This is a genomic window from Rothia nasisuis (assembly GCF_928381405.1).
Lineage (GTDB): Bacteria > Actinomycetota > Actinomycetes > Actinomycetales > Micrococcaceae > Rothia > Rothia nasisuis.
In genome coordinates this window covers 24,691-41,546 of sequence record NZ_CAKMSB010000008.1, presented here as the reverse complement: position 1 = coordinate 41,546, position 16,856 = coordinate 24,691, and the positions used below count along the sequence as shown (strand labels likewise).

The window sequence follows — 16,856 nt, the reverse complement described above, 5'->3', positions numbered from 1 at the left end:
CGGTCTAGTTGCAGGACATCAACGGGGAACATGAGGTCTGAGGGCCTGGTACCGCAGCTGCGTTTGGCCCTCACCCAAACCCTGCGCAACGCACCTATGTCAACCAGCGCGACACCCAACTAGCGCTACCAGAAAACGAGAAAAGGCGAAATTTTGCGCACTTACACTCCGAAGTCAGGCGACAACAACCGCCAGTGGCACGTCATTGATGCCTCTGATGTTGTTCTTGGCCGTCTCGCAAGCCAGACCGCAATCCTGCTGCGCGGCAAGCACAAGCCCACCTTCGCACCTCACGTTGATATGGGTGACTCCGTCATCATCATCAACGCCGAAAAGGTTGCACTGACCGGTGCAAAGCTAGAACAGAAGCGGGCCTACCGCCACTCCGGTTACCCCGGTGGCCTCAAGTCAGTTAACTACGCCGAACTGTTGGAAACTAACCCCGTTCGCGCTGTAGAAAAGGCCGTTAAGGGCATGCTCCCCAAGAACAAGCTGGCTGCCCAGCAGCTCAAGAACCTTAAGGTCTACGCAGGGAGCGAGCACCCTCACGCTGCCCAGCAGCCCAAGACCTACGAATTCACCCAGGTTGCCCAGTAATTCGGGCCTACGAAAGAACTATTAAAGGAGACATCGTGGCTCAGAACGAAGAGTACACCACTGAAGAAGAGCTCACCAGCTACACTTCCGAGTCCTCAGCACCCGTTGCTGAGAAGGCTGCCCGCCCCGCACTGACCGTTGGCGGTCAGGCTGTTGGCCGTCGCAAGGAGGCCGTTGCCCGCGTCCGCCTGGTGCCCGGTACTGGCAAGTGGACCGTTAACGGTCGCCAGCTCGATAACTACTTCCCCAACAAGCTACACCAGCAGGAAGTCAACGACCCCTTCAAGCTACTTGAACTCGAGGGCGCCTACGACGTCTTCGCACGTATCTCGGGTGGCGGCCCCTCCGGTCAGGCTGGCGCTCTGCGTCTTGGCGTTGCTCGTGCGCTGAACGAAATCGACGCCGAGAACAACCGCCCCGCCCTCAAGAAGGCAGGCTTCCTGACCCGCGACGCTCGCGTGATTGAGCGCAAGAAGGCCGGCCTGAAGAAGGCCCGCAAGGCCTCACAGTTCTCAAAGCGTTAGGCTTTGCCCAGCGGCTGTGTATCCATTGAAAATGTGCAGGTGCCCCACTCCCACCAGAGAGTGGGGCACCTGCCCGTTTAAGCTCTTGTGTGCAAGGACGCCTGCCCCGGTCTCGCAGCCGCCGGTGAGGCAAGGTCCGGTTAGGGTAAAAACCTGTGTAACAGTGGTTGGTGTCACTACAACGGTTTAGAATGAGGGGTGGAAAATCCTACGAGAGAAAGGGTGCCCATGGCATCTTCAAGCACGACTCGCGCCACCCGAGCCACCCGGGCCACCGACAAGGACGCCGGGCCCAACCCTGAAGAGGTTACCGTCACCGATGCTGAACAGGAGACTACCTCCGACCCCAAGAGAGAGGCCGTGAAAGCGGCACTGGCTAAAGCAACCCGCCGTGTTTCTGTGGTTGAAGATTACTCAGCTGAGCTCGATGAGATTTCATCACTGACCAAGAAAATCTCGGGGGACACCGAGAAGTCAGATGCTTGGAAGGCCGGCTACCCCTACGACAAGAAGCTTTCACGTAAGGAGTACGAGAAAGAAAAGCGGGCCCTGCAAATTGAGCTACTGAAGCTTCAACTCTGGATTAAAGAAACCGGGCAAAAGGTTCTTATCATTTTTGAGGGTCGTGACGCAGCTGGTAAGGGCGGTGCGATCAAGCGCTTTATGGAGCACCTGAACCCCCGCGGCGCCCGCGTGGTGGCGCTGGAGAAGCCCACCGACATCGAGCAGACCCAGTGGTACTTTCAGCGTTACATCCAGCACCTGCCCTCGGGCGGTGAGATTGTGCTCATGGACCGTTCCTGGTACAACCGTGCCGGTGTTGAACGCGTGATGGGGTACTGCACCTCCCAGCAGTACTACGAGTTCATGCGCGAGGTCCCTGAGCTAGAGCGAATGCTGGTTAACTCCGGGGTCAAGCTCATTAAATTCTGGTTCTCGGTCACGCGTGCTGAGCAGCTGGCTCGGTTTAACTCCCGCCGAACCGATCCTGTGCGCCAGTGGAAGCTCTCGCCCACCGACCTGGCCTCGCTTGATAAGTGGGACGACTACACAGCAGCTAAGGAGGCCATGTTCTTCTATACCGATACGGGGGACGCCCCCTGGACCGTGGTGAAATCCAACGACAAGAAACGGGCCCGGCTGGAAGCCATGCGCCATGTGTTAGCTCAGTTCGACTACCCTGATAAAGAGCGTGCCTTGGTGGGCGCAACTGACCCTCTGATTGTGGGCAAGGGCTCGGACGTGCTTGAGGACGATGTGCCCGAAAACCCTGAGGGTTTCCCCGTACTACGCGAAGAAAAATAGAACCTTACGCGTAGAATAATCTGTAATGACTAGATTATTCGGAACCGACGGTGTTCGCGGCCTCGCTAACGAAGTGATTACCCCTGCTCTTGCTATGGAGCTTGCGCAGGCCGCCTCCATCGTCCTTGGGTTCAATACGGTACATGAAGGTGTTCGTCCTAAGGCTGTTATCGCCCACGACTCGCGTATTTCAGGTGAGTTTATTGGTGCTGCCATGACCGCCGGCTTCGCTGCATCGGGGGTTGACGTGCTCGATGCGGGCATGGTGCCCACCCCCGCAGCTGCCTACCTGGTAGCCAGCACTGAAGCAGATTTTGGTGTGATGATATCGGCCTCGCACAACGCGGCTGAAGATAACGGCATCAAGTTCTTGGCCCGTGGGGGGAAAAAGCTTGATGACGCTCTAGAAGACGCGATAGAGGAACTTTACCACTCTAAGATCTTCCGGTTCCCCACCCACGGTGAGGTAGGCCGCGTCCGCCCCCTCACTGATGGCGAAGACCGTTACGTGACGCACCTTATCTCGACCATGCCGAACCACCGCCGCCTTAGCGGCCTGAAGGTTGTGCTGGACTGTGCTAACGGCGCGGCCTCGGGGGTATCACCCGATGCCTTCCATGCTCTGGGCGCCAAGGTGTTTGTGATTGGTGCGGAGCCAGATGGTGTGAACATCAACGACGGTGTGGGGTCAACCCACCCCGAGAAGCTCCAGGAGGCTGTGGTGCGCTACAGTGCCGACTTGGGCATTGCCCATGACGGCGACGCTGACCGGTGCATGGCTGTTGACGAGCAGGGCAACCTGGTAGACGGTGACCAGATCATGTCGATTCTGGCTCTGTCGATGAAGGAGGCCGGCGCGCTGAAGGACGACACGCTGGTGGCCACCGTCATGAGTTCCCTGGGCCTGGAGATTTTCCTCAAAGAGCACGGTATCAGGCTAGAGCGCACATCGGTGGGCGATCGCTATGTGCTGGAGTCCATGAACAAGAACGGTTTTAACCTGGGCGGGGAGCAGTCGGGTCACGTGATTATGTCTGACCACGCGACTACCGGTGACGGTGTGCTGACCGGGTTGCACCTGGCAGCTGAGGTCGCCCGCACGGGGCTACCTCTGTCAGAGCTGGCCAATCGTATGCAGGCCACCCCGCAGAAGCTTATTAACGTTAAGGGCGTTGACCGCGCGGGCGTGGCTACCTGCCAGCCCTTGCAGGCAGCAGTTGAGGAGGCTGAGGCCCAGCTGGGGGAGACCGGGCGTGTGTTGCTGCGACCCTCGGGCACTGAACCTCTGGTGCGGGTTATGGTCGAGGCGCAAAGCCAGGAGGTAGCCGACCTGACCGCCCAGCATTTAGCAGATGTTGTGGCGCGAGAACTGGCTATGTGATGTAGACCGGCACACCATCGCAACGGGCCTTCCCCAGCAGGGGGAAGGCCCGTTGTTGTCTGTCTTGACCAGGTGCCCAAACATGTCTAACAGGTGTGAGATATTGGGCAAAGTTTTCTGTAGGAGCCAGCACACCGGGTGGGTAGACTGAGAACACTCAGCTCTTACCCCTACCAGCGCTGGCAGGTGGGCGGGGCTTGTAGTCTTTACACTCTCAAACACAATTCTAAGAAGGACTCTATGGCAGAGACACAGTCACCTTCTCTGCGCGTGCGCGTGCAGAAATTTGGCACCTTCCTTTCGAGCATGATTATGCCGAATATCGGTGCCCTCATTGCGTGGGGTATTATCACCGCGCTCTTTATCCCCGATGGCCTTGTACCCAAGTACATCCCTGCCCTCACCGATTTCAGTGCTCTCGTTGCGACCATGGTAGGCCCTATGGTCACCTACCTGCTCCCCATCCTTATCGCCTATACCGGCGGTAAAATCGTCTACGATCACCGAGGTGGCGTGGTCGGCGCTACCGCGACCATGGGCGTCATCATGGGCACGAGCGACCCCCTGTTCATTGGTGAACTGAGCGGCTCTCCCATGTTCCTGGGCGCTATGGTCATGGGCCCACTGGCAGCCTGGTGCATGAAGAAGTTAGATGGCCTGTGGGACGGTAAAATCAAGCCCGGTTTTGAAATGCTGGTCAACAACTTCTCAGCCGGTATCTTCGCTGTTGTCGCTGCCCTGGGGTCAATGTTCCTCCTGACTCCCGTGATGCGCGCCTTCTCAGGCGCCGCCGAGGCCGCCGTTAACTGGCTGGTTTCTACCGGATTCCTACCGCTGACCGCCCTACTGATCGAACCTGCCAAGGTTCTCTTCTTGAACAACGCCATCAACCACGGCATCATTACCCCTCTGGGTACCGCCCAGGCGCTGGAGCAGGGCAAGTCCATCCTCTTCCTGCTTGAGGCAAACCCTGGCCCCGGTCTGGGTATTCTACTGGCTTACTGCTTCTTCGGCCGTGGCTCCGCTAAGGCAACGGCACCCGGTGCGGCTCTGATTCACTTTGTCGGTGGTATCCACGAAATCTACTTCCCCTACGTGCTCATGAAGCCTCAGCTCGTCCTTGCTGCTATCGCAGGCGGTATGGCCGGTACCTTTACCTTCCTGAGTCTGAATGTAGGTCTTACCAGCGCGGCTGCCCCCGGCTCTATCCTGGCTATCTCGGCGGTTGCGGCACCCGGTGACCACCTGAAGATTTATGCCGGTGTTCTTGCAGCTACCCTGGTGTCCTTCGTGGTGGCAGCCCCGATCCTGAGGTTCTCAAAGAAGGGGGAGGATGACCTGGAGTCAGCCGCTGCCAAGATGCAGGAGATGAAGGGCAAGAAGTCCTCCGTTGCCGATGCCTTCGCTACCGGTCACAAGAACCAGGAGATCCGTTCCATCGTCTTCGCCTGCGATGCCGGTATGGGTTCCTCCGCTATGGGCGCTTCGGTGCTACGCAACAAGATTAAGGACGCCGGATTCGGCGACCGCGTGACCGTGGTGAATTCTGCCATCAGCAACCTCAAGGATGAGTACGATCTGCTGGTCTCCCACCAGGATTTGGCTGACCGGGCAGCCACCCCCACTCCCAGCGCGGTTCACGTAGCGGTCGACAACTTCATGAGCTCACCGCGCTACGACGAGATTGTTGAGATGATCCGTGAGCAGCAGGCCTCCAGCTCCGCGGCTGAGGCCGCTCCCGCAACAACTCAAACACCGGCTCCCGTACCTGCCGCCACCGCAGTAGTCACTGAGGAGCAGGTACTGACTGCTTCTACCATTAGGCTGGGCGCTCGCGTAGCTGACCGGGCAGATGCCATTGACCAGGCAGGTGCTCTACTGGTTGCTACCGGTAAGGTCGATGAGTCCTATGTGGCTGCTATGCACGAACGTGAAGCCTCCGTTTCGACCTACATGGGTAATGGTCTGGCTATTCCTCACGGTACCAATGAGGCTAAGGACGCTATTCACAGCTCCACCATGTCGCTGGTTCGTCTCAGTGAGCCTGTTGAGTGGAATGGCAAGCCGGTCACCTTCGTCATCGGTATCGCCGGTGCTGGCGGCACCCACCTAGAGCTACTGCAGAAGGTCGCCAAGATTTTCTCTAACAAGCAGAAGGTCGCTGAGCTTGAAGCAGCTACAACCGAGCAGGAGATTCTCGACATCTTCGGGAAGGAACAGTCATGATGAAGGCAGTACACTTTGGTGCCGGCAATATTGGCCGCGGTTTTGTGGGGGTCATCCTCAACGAAGCTGGCTACGAGCTGGTTTTTTCGGATGTAGCTGCCCCCCTCATTGATGCCCTCAATGAGCAGGAGGCCTACACCGTTCACGAGGTAGGACAGGCCCCAAGAGACCTGACCATCACGAACTTTCGGGGAATCAACTCCGCCGAGAACCCTCGGGAACTGGCTGAAGAGATTGCTACCGCTGATGTGGTAACCACCGCTGTAGGGCCCACCGTGCTCAAGTTCGTCGCCGTTAACATTGCTGAGGGCCTGAAACTGCGAGCAGATCGGGGGTCTTCCGCTAAGGTTGCGGTGATGGCCTGTGAAAACGCCATCAACGCCACTGACATCCTGGCAGAAGAAGTGCGCAAGCACTACCCTGAGGCCGATGCTGTAGCTATCTTTGCCAACACCGCCGTCGACCGCATCGTGCCTAATCAGGCTCCCGACACGGGCCTTGACGTGACCGTAGAGAACTACTACGAATGGGCCGTCGAAACCGGCCCCTTTGGCGGTGCTGTTCCCGAGATTCCTGGGGCAACCTTTGTTGAGGACCTCGCCCCCTACATCACCCGTAAGCTCTTCACCGTTAACACCGGTCACGCCACCGCCGCCTACTTTGGCCAGCAGGCCGGTATCTCCAAGCTCTCAGAGGCTCTGGATAACCCCGAGATTCGGGCTAAGGTAGAGGCAACTTTGGCTGAAACCAAAGACCTGATTGTTCGTAGGTTCGGTTTTGAGCCTGAAGTGCAGCAGGCCTATATTGAAAAGATTCTGGCGCGCTTTGCTAACCCGGATTTGCCTGACACCACTGAACGTGTGGGCCGTTCGCCACTCCGTAAGGTATCTCGTCACGAGCGCTTTATCGGGCCTGCCGCTGAGTTGGCCGAGCTGGGCCGCCCCACCGAGGCCCTGCTGGCGACCATCGGTGCCCTACTGGAGTTCGATGTAGCGGAGGACCCCGAGTCAGTGGAGCTCCAGGCAATCCTGGCTGCGGTGCGTCGGGGTGAGAAGAGTGCCGCTGAGGTCACCGAGGCTATCACCGGCCTCACCGCTGAACACCCGCTTTTCGCGGGTGCGCTAGCCCAGATTGAGGCCCGCACCACCTAGATGGCTCTGACGCAGAGTGCCTAGAAGAAACCCCCGGTAGGTTCAACCTACCGGGGGTTTTTGTTTAGTGTGTAATCGAATGTTTATTTACTTGACGGTCAGAGCGTCGCGAATTTCCTTGAGAAGAGCGACCTGGGGATCTTCTTCTTCAACTTCGTCTTCGAGTGCCAGCTTGGCAGCGCGGCGCTCGTTGAGCTTGTTAATGGGCATAACGATGCAGAAGTAGAGAGCTGCTGCAACCAAAAGGAAGTTAACAACTGCGGTCAGGAAGACGCCGACCTTAATCTGACCGAAAACGAAGAAGTCGTCGAAGGACGGTGAGCCAACCAGCATGGAGATAGCAGGCATCAGAATAGAGTCAACGAGTGCGCTGACAACGGCGGTGAAGGCGGTACCAATGATGAGACCTACTGCGAGGTCGATGACGTTACCGCGGGTGATGAAATCTTTAAATCCACTAAGCATGTGTTCCAGAATAGCGGCTTCTGCCCACGAAGAACACCGATGGACACCGAAAATCTACCGGTAAACCAGTGGAGTTACTCACAGCTGATTGGTTTATTTAGAGGGCTTGGGGTCGGTGGGGGTACTCTCGGCAGCGGTCTGCCCGCTACTGACTGTAGGTTGGCGCGGCCCCTGCACCCCAGAAGTCTTCAAGGGTTTCGAACCCCGAATCTTTAAGGGCTTGGGCCTCTTCAACCCCGACATAGCGTAGATGCCAGGGCTCGTACCAGTAGCCAGTGGTCTCGTGCTGCCACCAGGGGTAGCGCACCACAAACCCGTACTTGTAGCCGTTCTCAACCACCCAATTTGCTGCGGAGGTATCTTTGAAGCAGGGCTGTAGGTCACAGCCGCTGCCATCGCCGATGTCTAGTGCCAGCCCGGTCTGGTGTTCGGAGTAGCCAGGGCGGGCCGACGCGGTATCAGCGTAGTCCTGCCCTTGCTGAGCAACCCAATTGCTATAGGTGGCCTGCTGAGTTTCATAGGAGCGGTAACCGCTCATCGCCGTCATAGGTACCCCGGCGGCTGCCGCATCTGCAAACATAGCGTCAGCTGCGGTAGCGGCCTCAGCCCGAAGCATGATTGGCCCAAAGGGAACCAAGTCCGTTGGTGCGTAAGTCAGGGGAGTGAGCGGGTGCTGTTTGTTGACCAGCACAGTGAGCGAACTGGCGGTTGTTGTGTCAGCTGGGCGGCGGGGTTCCCCGCTGGCTGCAGGCGAAGCACTCAAGGAGGTCAAGGAGGGCGATGTGCTGGCAGCCGGGGATCCGCTACTAGTGCCAGTAGCTGAGGCAGGTACCGTACTACCTCCCTGCTCATGTGTGGGGGAGGGGGTGCTAGTGCCCTGCTCGACCGAGGAGCAGGCGGAGATGCCGAGGGTAACCAGAGCGGCAAAAATCAGAACTGTACGAGGTGAAGTTGACATGCTAGTTCTTTCGTAGCAAAACCTTGCGGATCTTGTGGTCATGGGACTTCTTGAGGATGAGCCGGGCTCGGCCACGTGTGGGGCGCACATTTTCGCGTAGGTTAGGCTCATTGATAGAGCGCCAAATACTCAGGGCCAGCTCAACCGCAGCCTCTTCAGAGAGGTCTGCGTAGCGCTTGAAGTAGGAGTCGGGGTTGGTGAATGCTGAACGCTGTAGCTTCAGAAAACGCTGTACATACCAGTTTTCAATGTCGCGGGTTGAGGCATCAACGTAAATAGAGAAGTCAAAATAATCCGCCAGGCTCATCGCGGAGGAGTCATCGTGGCCCAGCTTAGCGGGGGCAAGCACATTCAGGCCCTCAATGATTAGCACGTCAGGGCGGGTAACCTTAATCTGCGCGTTGGGCACAATGTCATAGTAGAGGTGGGAATACTTGGGTGCCGTTACCAGGGGGGCGCCCGACTTAACCTCTGAGACAAAGCGTAGCAGCGCCCGGCGGTCGTAGGATTCGGGGAAGCCCTTGCGCCCCATGAGGCCGCGGCGCTCTAACTCAGCGTTGGGGTAGAGGAACCCGTCGGTGGTCACCAGTTGGACGTCTGGGGTTGAGGGCCAGCGGCGTAGCAATTCCTGGAGTACTCGAGCCGTTGTTGACTTACCTACGGCGACCGAGCCAGCCACACCGATAATAAAAGGCACCTTCTGACCGCGAATACCCAAAAAATCGTTGGTCATATGGTTGGTGCTGGCGGCAGCATTGACATAGAGGTTAAGCAGCCGCGAAATGGGCAGATAGACCTGGGCGACCTCGTCCATGTCAATCCGTTCACCCAACCCACGCAACTGCACCAGCTCGTCCTCGGTAAGGGGCACAGAAATCTCGTTTGCCAGCCGCGCCCAGGTGTCGCGGTCGAGCTCCCTGAAGGGGGAGTACTTAGCTGAAAGGGGTGAGACAGTCATTGCATTTAGTTTACGGGCGCCCCTGAATCCTACCTAATATGACGCATCATTCCCCCAAGGGTAGCTCGCGACACTGTGGTGCACACTGCAAATCACCTACTGACACTTGGGGGTAAGATGAAAGCATGTGTGGAATTGTAGGATACGTAAGTCTCGGCACTGCCGCAGACGGTAAGAAATTTGACCATACCGCGTACGATGTGGTTCTTGAAGGTCTGCGCCGCCAGGAATACCGTGGCTACGACTCGGCTGGCGTAGCTCTCATCGGAGATAACGGTATTGAGTTCCGTAAAAAGTCAGGCAAGCTGGTAAATCTGGAATCAGAGGTAGAGGCCAAGCCCCTTCCTGAGACCACCATCGGTATCGGTCACACCCGATGGGCTACTCACGGTGGCCCCACCGATAACAACGCCCACCCCCACGTGGTTGATAACGGACGCCTGGCTGTGGTGCACAACGGCATTATTGAAAACTTTGCTGAACTGCGCGCTGAGCTTCTTGCTGAGGGGTGTGAATTCAAGTCTGAGACCGACACCGAAATCGCGGCAAACCTGATTGCTTCAATCTATAACAAGCTCGAAACCAAGGATTTGACTGAGGCCGTGCGTCAGGCCTCCAATCGCCTTGAGGGTGCCTTCACGATTCTGGCAACTCACGTCGACTGCCCCGACCGGGTCGTTGCCACCCGCCGCAACTCGCCCCTGGTTATTGGCCTGGGTGAGAACGAGAACTTTCTGGGCTCTGACGTCTCAGGCTTCATTGACTACACCAAGAAGGCTGTAGAGATGGGGCAGGATCAGATTGTTACCATCACCGGTAGCGACTACTCCATCATTGACTTTGACGGCTTCCCCGCCCACGGTAAGGAATTCACCATCGAGTGGGACGCAGCAGCCGTTGAAAAGGGCGGTTTCGACTCCTTCATGGAGAAGGAGATCCACGAACAGCCCGCCGCTGTGCGTGACACCCTGCTGGGCCGCCTGGACGAAAAGGGTAACCTGACCCTCGACGAGCTCAAGATTGACGACGCAACCTTGCGTTCGGTCAACAAGATTATCGTTGTAGCCTGTGGCACCGCAGCCTATGCAGGGCAGGTGGCCCGTTACGCTATCGAGCACTGGTGCCGCATCCCCACCGAGGTAGAGCTGGCCCACGAGTTCCGCTACCGTGACCCCATCGTAGACGAGAAAACCCTTGTCGTTGCCCTCTCTCAGTCCGGTGAAACCATGGACACTCTCATGGCTGTGCGCCACGCCCAGGAACAGGGCGCCAAGGTAGTTTCAATCTGTAACACCAACGGTTCCACTCTGCCCCGTGAATCTGATGCAGCTCTCTACACCCACGCGGGCCCCGAGATTGCTGTTGCCTCTACCAAGGCCTTCCTTTCACAGATTGCTGCTGCCTACCTGCTCGGCCTCTACCTGGCTCAACTGCGCGGCAATATGTACAAGGACGAGATTCGCTCCATCCTTGAAGAGCTGCAGAAGATGCCCGAGAAGATTCAGACCGTGATTGACGGCGAGCAGCAGGTTAAAGATTTGGGCACCTCCATGAAGGACGCTAAGTCCGTGCTCTTCCTGGGCCGTCACGTAGGCTTCCCGGTTGCCCTCGAAGGCGCTCTGAAGCTCAAGGAGATCGCCTACCTGCACGCTGAAGGCTTCGCCGCCGGCGAGCTCAAGCACGGCCCCATCGCCCTGGTTGAAGAAGGCCAGCCGATTTTCGTGATTGTTCCTTCACCTAACGGCCGTGACTCTCTGCACTCCAAGGTTGTTTCTAACATTCAGGAGGTGCGCGCACGCGGTGCAGTGACCATCGTGATTGCTGAAGAGGGCGATACCGCTGTTGAGGAACACGCAGATCACATCATCCGCATTCCTGCCTCACCCAGCCTGTTGCAGCCCCTACTCTCAACCGTGCCCCTGCAGATTTTTGCCTGCGCGGTTGCCCACGCCAAGGGCTACGACGTTGACCAGCCCCGTAACCTGGCCAAGTCAGTGACCGTTGAATAAGGTGTTCGCCTGAGCCGGTAACTAGAATAGACCCCCGTACCCTTTCTATGGGTCGGGGGTCTTGCGATATAAGGAGCTTTATTGATGATCATCGGCACCGGTGTCGATGTTGTGAACATCGACAGGTTTGAGCGCCTGGTGCAGAAAAACCCCAGGCTTCTTGAGCGTCTTTTTGTTCCTGCCGAGCGTGGCAAGTCCCTGCGCTCTTTGGCTGCACGGTTCGCCGCCAAGGAGGCAGCGGCCAAGGCTTTACGGGCCCCCGTCGGGCTTGTGTGGCAACACTGCTGGGTGGATAATGACGCGGACGGCGCCCCCCACCTTGTTGCCACCGGGACCGTAGCTGCCCGGGCCGCTGAGTTGAGCATCAACCGCTGGCACCTGACCCTCAGCCACGATGACCCTATCGCTACCGCAGTGGTAACCGCCGAGCATCTCACCGACGCTGAGCTACTTCTTGTACTCCGACACGACCCTGCCGGGCGGGGCCTGCTGACAACCTCTTCTCACCCCGAAAGGTAGACGCCGATGCCCACACCCACAGCCCTGACCCTTAAACGTTGCGCCAGCGTCCTTGTCGCCCCCAACGAAACCTCTCACAAGTACACGCGTGGGGTGCTGGGGCTGGTGACCGGTTCTGATACCTACCCGGGGGCCGCGCTGATGTCTGCGCGGGCTGCGGTCAATACGGGCGCTGGCCTGGTACGGTTTGTGGGCTCTGAGGCACTCGCGTTCAAGGTGCAGCTTGCTGTTCCTGAGACCGTGTGCAGTAGTTTTACTGAGCCCTCAGCTGTGCGCGTGGATGCCTGGGGGCTAGGGAGCGGTCTGCATGGGCAAACCCGCGAGCGGCAGGTGACCCAGGTGCTAGAAACCGGTGCGGCCGCCATTGTCGATGCCGGGGCCGTGCCCCTGGCTGCCCGACTGGTTACAGACGGCCTTAAGCTAGGCCCCCACCAGATAATGACCCCTCACGCCGGTGAACTTACCGAAGCACTCGCCTGGCTGGTAGCCCTTGCCCCGCACACTCTACCGGGTCTCAAGGAGCCTCCGGAGCGGCGCGATGTTGAAGAAAGCCCCGCCGAATACGCTCTCATCGCTGCGCGGGCGCTGGGGGCCACAGTGCTCCTCAAGGGAGGAGTCACCACCGTCGCTAGCCCCTGCGGTGAACTGTTGAGCGTGGGTGGCAACACCCCCTGGCTGGCTACCGCAGGCAGCGGTGATACCCTCACCGGCGTGCTGGGGGCCCTGCTTGCAGGCTACCGGGCGCGTTCATCTGCCCACGGCGGTAGAGAAACCGATTACGCCTACCTGGCGGGTGCAGGGGCACTGGTACACGGTCTTGCCGCAGAGCTGGTACATGAAGGGGGCCCCAGGGGCCCGGTGCCACCCACGCTGGTAGCTCAGAAGCTCCCCGCAGCAATGGGTATTGCTGTTTCACAGGTGACCCGATAGTTGCTACCCACATCTCACCCACACCGCCCGGCGGTGCTACCGATCACCGGGCATAGTGGGATTCGGAAGTGGGGTTTAGTAGGCACCGTCCTTGGCGAAAACAGCGCGCACGGTGCGGAAGAGGATGATGAAGTCGTTCATAACCGACCAGTTCTCAACGTAGTAGAGATCTAGCCGAATGGACTCCTCCCACGAGAGATTAGAGCGGCCAGAGACCTGCCAGAGGCCGGTGATGCCCGGTTTGACAAGGAGACGGCGGTAGGCATCCTCTTCGTACTGCTCAACCTCAGATGGTAGGGGAGGGCGAGGGCCAACCAGCGACATGTCGCCCACAAAAACGTTCCAGAGCTGAGGCAGTTCGTCAATGGAATACTTGCGGATGAACTTACCGATTGAGGTGATGCGGGGGTCATCTGCCATCTTGAACAGCACACCGTTGCCCTCGTTCCGGTCCATCAGCTCCTTCTTTAGTTCCTCAGCGTTAGTGACCATGGAACGGAACTTGACCATGTTGAATGGGGTACCGCGAAAGCCAACTCGCTCCTGTAAGAAGAAGATGGGGCCGCCGTCCTTTTTAACGAGTAAGGCGACTGGAATAAGCAGGGGGGCCAGCATAATCAGGCCCAGCCCCGAAGCAACCACGTCAATAAACCGCTTGATGAAAGCTTTCGCTCCCTCGATACGCGGTGTGTGCACGTGAATGAGGGGGACCCCGTTGAGGGGCTGGGTGTGGATGCGAGGGCCCGCAATATCTGTCATAGCGGGGGCCATAATCAGGGCCACATGGGCTGCCGCTAAGGCCCAGCCTAAGCGGCGTAGCTCCGTGGGATTGAGGCCGTGACCGGTCGAGACAGCGACCGCATGGATACTGTGATCGCGCACCACCTGGAGTACATCTGCGGCATCGGCTGAGTAGCCCAGGGTAGGTATCGCTCCGTTGGCCAGCTGGGTGCCAGGGCGGGAGCGTGGCAGGTAGGCGGCAACAGGTGACAGGCCAGAGGTGCGGGCGCCAAGCAAGGTCTTGTAGAGGTGATTGCCTGAAGCGAGGTCGCCGATAATCATAACGCGCGAAAGAGCGCGGCCCCGGTTGCGCCAGCTCACCAGCCAACGGCGTACACACCATCGGGCAAGGAGCAGGAGCCCCAGCCCGATGGGGTAGGCCAGTATGACGTAGGTACGGGCGAAGTCAATCTTTGTCAGATAAGAGAAAATCGCGATGACCGCGAAGAAATAGGTGGTCGATTTGGTGACCAGCCGATATTCGTCAGGGCCCTGGCCTAGGTAACGAATATTGCGGCTGTTGGCGATGGAAAGCGCGGCAAACCAAATAAAGCCTAAAACCACGCCCGTGCCTATATACCCCATGGGTAAATCGGCTCTGCCCATGACCTCTGAGTTCTGAAAACCAAAGCTGATGATATGCGACAGGGTGATGGTGAGCGCAATGGATAGCGCGTCTGTCAGGTGCAGGGTAGCCCTAATTTTTGGGTGCCAGGTGCGGCGGTTGCGCGTTTCCGCCCACCGCTGCTCGAAGATGTGTTTGTTCACGGTTGTGTGTCCCCTATTGTGGTGGCTGCTCCGGGTGCGAGAGTGAGTGGGCAGACCTCTATGGTTTAGGTTTTAATAGTACAGCGTGAACCGCGTAATGTGCCTACTGAGAGACTGATAAGTGCTTCACATTCAGACTTCTCCAGCAGTGCTATTAAGTCTGGCCTACACAGGCCCTTTTATTCTTTGTGGGTCATCTTGTTGGTGCCAGGCCGGCCGTATGCACAATGAAATCAATCACTGGCTCGTAGAGGTGTGGAGTTAGGTTGTCGTCCATGGGCACCGCTACCAGTATGTGCCCCTGCTCGGCTGAGACAAAGAGCCCTGGGTCATTGCAGTCAGCGATGCCGAGGGTAGGGATACCGGCAGACGCGGCGTACCCGGCGAGGCCGTGATCGGCGATGACCAGATCGGGGGTGGTGCCGCGGGCCTTGAGCTGGTTGAGGGCTAGCTGCATAGGGCCGGAAAAATGAGTATGCTGCAGGTTGCCGAACTGCTGAAACATGATGACCTTGAAGATCTGGCGGATGTCACCCTCAAGGAACCTATCGCCCTCATCAATGGTGAGGACGGTTGCCCCCTCCCTGGCTGCTACGCGGGCTAGTTCGGCGTAGATGGGGAAGAGGCCCGCAGGGTGACCGGTAGCAAAGAGCAGGGATTTCTTATCGCGTACGGCCCGCCCGAAAACCCGGGCGTAGGCGGTGAGTGCGTCGACGCAGAGGTCGGCGCTGATAGTGTCTTGCCCCTCAACATGGGTGGGGTCTGCACTGGTACCCACGCGGCGGGCCATGAGTTCAAAGACGTCGGTGTACGCCCACTCTCTGGTCCAGGTCACACCAAACTCTAGGTGCTCATTCCCGTCTACAAAACCCTGCATATGGGCCAGGTTATTCTCGCGGGGCGTGGCAACATTGCCGGTGATACCGGAGGCATTGAGATAGTCGACAAATTCTTGGCGGGTCATCGAAAAGGTCATGGGTGTTCCTGTCACTAGAGGGAGCGGAGATAGAGGGCATTGAGCTTGCGGGCGGTTGCTTGCCAGGTGAAGCGGGCGGCCCGGGCGGCCCCTGCGGCTCCCAGCCGTGCCCGGGCGTCCGGGTCACGCACCAGGGCTTCGATGGCATCTGCCCAGGCCCGGGCAGTGCGCTCGGCTACCAGGACCCCGGTGACCCCATCGGCTACGGCCTCCCTCAACCCGTCTACGCGGCTGGCGAGCACCGGGGTGCCGCAGGCGGCCGCCTCAAGGGCGACCAGCCCGAATGTCTCAGAGGAAGAAGGGCAGGCCACAAGGTCAGCCCGCTGGAAGGTCTGGGCTAGCTGCTGCGGTGTCATTGAGGGGAGTAGCTGCACCCTGTGGCCAAAACCCAGTTCTTGAGCCCTAGCGAGCAGGCCCTGTTCGTAGCCCGTCGCCGATGACCCGGCTATAGCCAGGGTGATGGACAAGTCCTCGGGTAAAAGAGCCAGGGCTTCCACCAGAAGCTGTGGCCCCTTGAGCGGTTGAGGGCGGCCTGCAAAGACCAGGTAAGCGGCCCTGTTGTGGCCGATGTGACGAGGGCGCCTGTACGGGCTGGGATGAAAGACAGACCGGTCAACCCCCGGCGTAACCGTCACCAGCTGTTCATTGCGAGCGCCGTAGAAATCGCGCATCTGCTGGGCCTCACTGCTCGTGTTCACCACTAGAGCTACAGCGCGGTCTACCAGCGCCTGCTCACCGCGAACCCGTACCTCAGGCTCGGGAGACTCGCCCTCTCCCAGGCGGGTATTCTTGACGGCTGCGGTCGTGTGCATGGTCTGCACCAGGGGTACCTGCGGGTAGGCCGCTAGTGCCGCTAGGCCGGAGAGCCAATAGTGGGCGTGAATCAGCTGGGGTGGGCGTTCAGCAACCGCTTTTAGCGCCAGAGCAAAACCCGGGACGAGATCCGGCAGGTCAGCCCTGGCCGCCCCGTCCGCCTCGGGTATAAAGAGTGCGGTGACGGTGGCCCGGTCGTGATACTGCACCCGCCCCGCCTGCTGCGGCGACCTCGCCAGGGTAAAAACTTCTACGGTCAGCTGCGGGTTAATCTCAAGGAGTGCGCTGAGGGAGCGCTCGATATAGACGTTCATGCCCCCGGCATCTCCGCTCCCGGGCTGGGCCAGGGGGGAGGTGTGCATCGAGATAATGTGCAGGTGCAAGGGCACACTGGGTGATTCTTTCACGGGTACAACTTTACCGGGTGCAGTGGGCGCAGACTGCCAGCTACTGGGTGGCGCTCTTGTGGGAACAGCTCTGGGCGTGGGATGCTACT

General features: G+C 58.8%; 15 protein-coding genes. 9 read left to right on the top strand and 6 right to left on the bottom strand.

The genetic code is table 11. The annotated features are described in order from the left end of the window. The first annotated feature begins 153 nt into the window (after positions 1 to 153). The 6 genes from rplM (at position 154) to L6966_RS07795 (ending at position 7,184) form a co-directional block, all read left to right on the top strand. Positions 154 to 597 (top strand): 50S ribosomal protein L13, encoded by a 444-nt coding sequence (gene rplM, locus L6966_RS07820; protein ID WP_237224792.1) that lies wholly within the window; start codon positions 154 to 156, stop codon positions 595 to 597. 35 nt (positions 598 to 632) lie between these two features. Beyond that, positions 633 to 1,121 (top strand): 30S ribosomal protein S9, encoded by a 489-nt coding sequence (gene rpsI / locus L6966_RS07815; protein WP_083090743.1) that lies wholly within the window; start codon positions 633 to 635, stop codon positions 1,119 to 1,121. Between the two features lie 228 nt (positions 1,122 to 1,349). After that, positions 1,350 to 2,426 (top strand): polyphosphate kinase 2, encoded by a 1,077-nt coding sequence (ppk2, locus tag L6966_RS07810; RefSeq protein WP_083090744.1) that lies wholly within the window; start codon positions 1,350 to 1,352, stop codon positions 2,424 to 2,426. A 25-nt stretch (positions 2,427 to 2,451) separates the two neighbouring features. Continuing rightward, positions 2,452 to 3,807, top strand: a complete 1,356-nt coding sequence (gene glmM / locus L6966_RS07805; protein ID WP_237224790.1) for a phosphoglucosamine mutase — start codon at positions 2,452 to 2,454, stop codon at positions 3,805 to 3,807. Between the two features lie 240 nt (positions 3,808 to 4,047). Continuing rightward, positions 4,048 to 6,033: a PTS mannitol transporter subunit IICBA gene (locus L6966_RS07800; RefSeq protein WP_237233168.1), complete on the top strand. Its 1,986-nt coding sequence runs from the start codon at positions 4,048 to 4,050 to the stop codon at positions 6,031 to 6,033. Beyond that, positions 6,033 to 7,184 (top strand): mannitol-1-phosphate 5-dehydrogenase, encoded by a 1,152-nt coding sequence (locus tag L6966_RS07795; protein ID WP_237233186.1) that lies wholly within the window; start codon positions 6,033 to 6,035, stop codon positions 7,182 to 7,184. Before L6966_RS07800 ends, L6966_RS07795 begins: the two co-directional genes overlap by 1 nt. An 87-nt stretch (positions 7,185 to 7,271) precedes the next feature. Here the strand turns inward: L6966_RS07795 and mscL are convergent, their stop codons facing one another. The 3 genes from mscL to coaA form a co-directional block, all read right to left on the bottom strand. After that, the gene (mscL, locus tag L6966_RS07790) at positions 7,272 to 7,649 is read right to left on the bottom strand and encodes a large conductance mechanosensitive channel protein MscL (RefSeq protein ID WP_237224788.1); all 378 of its coding nucleotides are present in this window, start codon (positions 7,647 to 7,649) and stop codon (positions 7,272 to 7,274) included. A 145-nt stretch (positions 7,650 to 7,794) separates the two neighbouring features. Beyond that, positions 7,795 to 8,607: a M15 family metallopeptidase gene (locus L6966_RS07785; RefSeq protein WP_237233167.1), complete on the bottom strand. Its 813-nt coding sequence runs from the start codon at positions 8,605 to 8,607 to the stop codon at positions 7,795 to 7,797. Between the two features lies 1 nt (position 8,608). After that, the gene (gene coaA, locus L6966_RS07780; protein WP_237224786.1) at positions 8,609 to 9,565 is read right to left on the bottom strand and encodes a type I pantothenate kinase; all 957 of its coding nucleotides are present in this window, start codon (positions 9,563 to 9,565) and stop codon (positions 8,609 to 8,611) included. 125 nt (positions 9,566 to 9,690) lie between these two features. Between coaA and glmS the strand changes: the two genes are divergently transcribed. The 3 genes from glmS (at position 9,691) to L6966_RS07765 (ending at position 13,023) form a co-directional block, all read left to right on the top strand. Continuing rightward, positions 9,691 to 11,574, top strand: coding sequence for a glutamine--fructose-6-phosphate transaminase (isomerizing) (gene glmS / locus L6966_RS07775; protein ID WP_237224785.1), 1,884 nt, complete (start codon positions 9,691 to 9,693; stop codon positions 11,572 to 11,574). A gap of 84 nt (positions 11,575 to 11,658) precedes the next feature. Further along, complete coding sequence (locus tag L6966_RS07770; RefSeq protein ID WP_237233166.1) at positions 11,659 to 12,093, top strand: holo-ACP synthase; 435 nt, start codon at positions 11,659 to 11,661, stop codon at positions 12,091 to 12,093. Positions 12,094 to 12,099: 6 nt separating this feature from the next. Next, entirely contained in the window at positions 12,100 to 13,023 is a 924-nt protein-coding gene (locus L6966_RS07765; protein WP_237224784.1) for an ADP-dependent NAD(P)H-hydrate dehydratase, read from the top strand. A gap of 75 nt (positions 13,024 to 13,098) precedes the next feature. Here L6966_RS07765 and L6966_RS07760 read toward each other — a convergent pair whose 3' ends face one another. The 3 genes from L6966_RS07760 to L6966_RS07750 form a co-directional block, all read right to left on the bottom strand. Then, entirely contained in the window at positions 13,099 to 14,571 is a 1,473-nt protein-coding gene (locus L6966_RS07760) for a sugar transferase (RefSeq protein WP_237224783.1), read from the bottom strand. Positions 14,572 to 14,764: 193 nt separating this feature from the next. Then, positions 14,765 to 15,547, bottom strand: coding sequence for a phosphatase (locus L6966_RS07755; protein ID WP_237233165.1), 783 nt, complete (start codon positions 15,545 to 15,547; stop codon positions 14,765 to 14,767). A gap of 14 nt (positions 15,548 to 15,561) precedes the next feature. Next, positions 15,562 to 16,767 (bottom strand): glycosyltransferase, encoded by a 1,206-nt coding sequence (locus L6966_RS07750; protein WP_237233164.1) that lies wholly within the window; start codon positions 16,765 to 16,767, stop codon positions 15,562 to 15,564. Positions 16,768 to 16,856: the final 89 nt, after the last annotated feature.